This is a genomic window from Streptomyces glaucescens (genome assembly GCF_002154375.1).
GTDB lineage: Bacteria > Actinomycetota > Actinomycetes > Streptomycetales > Streptomycetaceae > Streptomyces > Streptomyces glaucescens.
Window position 1 is genome coordinate 1 of sequence record NZ_MUND01000913.1, and the last position, 2,241, is coordinate 2,241.

The 2,241-nt window shown below is 76.4% G+C and carries 4 protein-coding genes; 1 reads left to right on the forward strand and 3 read right to left on the reverse strand.

What is annotated here, in order from left to right; translation table 11 throughout:
* Nucleotides 1-626: IS21-like element helper ATPase IstB (istB, locus tag CCN42_RS39205; RefSeq protein WP_158102202.1), on the forward strand; the 626-nt coding region annotated here is incomplete at its 5' end.
* Here istB and CCN42_RS39210 read toward each other — a convergent pair.
* The 3 genes from CCN42_RS39210 to CCN42_RS39215 form a co-directional block, all read right to left on the reverse strand.
* Nucleotides 595-822, reverse strand: coding sequence for a hypothetical protein (locus CCN42_RS39210; RefSeq protein ID WP_086741944.1), 228 nt, complete (start codon nucleotides 820-822; stop codon nucleotides 595-597). The two genes, istB and CCN42_RS39210, sit on opposite strands and share 32 nt — an antisense overlap.
* 100 nt (nucleotides 823-922) lie before the next feature.
* Nucleotides 923-1,051: a hypothetical protein gene (locus tag CCN42_RS45810; protein ID WP_281259572.1), complete on the reverse strand. Its 129-nt coding sequence runs from the start codon at nucleotides 1,049-1,051 to the stop codon at nucleotides 923-925.
* A gap of 211 nt (nucleotides 1,052-1,262) precedes the next feature.
* Nucleotides 1,263-2,241: helicase C-terminal domain-containing protein (locus CCN42_RS39215; protein WP_086741945.1), on the reverse strand; the 979-nt coding region annotated here is incomplete at its 5' end.

A 2,241-nucleotide genomic window follows, 5' to 3' on the forward strand; every position in this document is an offset into this window, starting at 1 on the left:
TCCCCGCCCAGGCCGGTCCGCCCGCTCGGGAGTCGCACGCCGAGGACCGGATCCGGGCCGCCGCCTTCCCCGCCCGCAAGCAGCTGGAGGACTTCGACACCGGGTATCCGCGCGTCTTCGACCGGGACGCGGTGGCCCGGCTCGGCAAGCTGGACTTCGTCGCCGCCTGCCGCAACGTGGTGTTCACCGGCGCCCCCGGCACCGGCAAGACCCACCTCGCCATCGGGCTCGGGCTGCGCGCCTGCCAGGCCGGGCACCGGGTGCTGTTCGCGACCGCCGCCGAGTGGGTGGACCGGCTGGCGGAGGCCGAGGCCGCGGGGCGGCTCGGGGAGGAACTGGCCGGGCTCGACGACGTTCCCCTCCTCATCGTCGACGAGGTCGGTTACGTCCCCTTCGACGCGGACGCCGCGCGCCTGCTGTTCCACCTGGTCGCCCACCGCTACGAGCGCGGCTCGCTGATCGTGACCAGCGACCGCCCGCTGGAGCGCTGGCACGAGGTCCTCGACGGCCCGTCCCTCCCGGCGATGGTGGACCGTCTCGCCCACCACGCGGAGACCGTATGCCTCGAAGGGGACAGCTACCGCAGGCGCCCGGCTACCTCAGCATGGGTAGAGCGATCGTATTGATCAGCGGTCCCTCGATGGTCACCCCCTCCGTGACCAGCGGTTCCGCTCCGGCGACCGGCAGCGGCAGCGGCGCCGCCGCGGACGCCCGCGGGGCCAGGGCGCCGATCAGCGCGGCGGCCGAGACCAGCGCGGCGGCGGAGACCGCGACGGCGGTGGAGCGGGTGCGGCGGAGCGGAACGGGGGGTTCGGAAGGCATCGGGGCGTCAGACCTTTCGCACGAGAACGAGACGGGGGCTGGGCCGGCGGGCCGGTCCCGGAGGGGCTGAACGGGACCGGCCCGGGTCGCGGGCGCCGGATCAGACCTGCGGCGTCTCGAGGACCAGTCCGGCGACGTCGATGCTGATGGCGGCGGCCTGGGTGGTGAGGGCGCCGAACATCAGGACGGCGGCGGAGAGAACGGCGGCCACACGTCGGGCTGCGCGCATGGGGACTTCCTTTCGGCTGTGCCGCCCGGGCCGTCCGTGGTGCGGCCCGGGCTCGATGCGTGATCAGGACAACCGGTGGCTGCCCGGCACCCGGCGCCGCGATGCGGCAGGCCCGGCAAGCTCCCTCATGGGTGGGACAAGCCCGGCGTGGCGTGCATGAACGGCCGCGTACACCCCGGCGGGTGAGCCGGCCCGCGCGACGCGGGCGTCCTCAGCCGTCCTCATCCTCCTCGCCGGCCAGCTCCGCCACGCCCGTGATGCGGTGCAGCGCGAAGGTGCGGACCTCGTCCGCGGTGTGGTCGTACGCCGTCACGAAGCCGCCCTCCACCCGCACCGGGGCGATCACCCGCTGGCTCGCCGCGCCCTCCGCGTTCACATAGCCGATCCACAGTGCCTGCCCGGTGAGGACGGCGGCCTGCACGGTGGCCAGGGTCTCGGCGGAGCCGGTGCGCGGCAGCTCGCCGCCCGGGAGCGGCGTCTCGGTGCCCGAGGGGTCGGCGGGGCCCGGTTTGCGCGGGGCGGTGGCGGCCAGGTCGCCCGCCTTGATCGCCCGGATCGCGGCGGCGAGCAGCGTCGCGTCGGGCACCGGCGGCCCGTCCGGCACCGGTTCGGGCGCGGTGCGCGGCGGGGTGCGGTGGGCGTGCGCGCGGGTGATCAGCACGTCGCCCTCGGCGGACTCGGCGGCCGGGGCGAAGCCCATGGCGCGCAGCCCCTCCAGCAGCGTGGCGGGGTCGGCCTGCGCGGCCAGCACGGTCGGCGCGAGCCGGCGCAGCCGCAGCCCCGCGGCGCGCTTGTCGGCGAGGATCTCGTTGAGCAGCGCGTCGTCGTCGCAGCGGACGTACGCGGAGGCGGCGCCGACCCGCAGGTGGCCGTGCCTGCGGGCGACATCGTCGATCAGGTAGGCGAGCGGCTGCGGCACCGGGGTGCGGGAGTGCTCGGCGAGGAAGGCGTGCAGGTCGGCGGCGCTGCGGCCGGCGTCCAGGGCGCGGCGCACGGAGGCGGGGGTGAAGCGGTAGACGGTCGCGCCGCCCTTCGACTCGACCTCGGCGAGCACGCCCAGCGTCTCCGCCAGCGGCCGGTGCAGCGGGCCGGGCGCCACGGCCGTGAGGTCGGCCTGGAGCAGGACGTGGTCCAGTGGCTCGGGCAGCAGCGGGGCGAGCAACCGGGTGGCGGCGGCGGTGGCCACGGCC

Bases quoted from the DNA above. Each gene is read 5' to 3' on its own strand.
- CCN42_RS45810 (WP_281259572.1), bottom strand. From the start codon at position 1,051: ATGCGCGCAGCCCGACGTGTGGCCGCCGTTCTCTCCGCCGCCGTCCTG.
- CCN42_RS39210 (WP_086741944.1), bottom strand. From the start codon at position 822: ATGCCTTCCGAACCCCCCGTTCCGCTCCGCCGCACCCGCTCCACCGCC.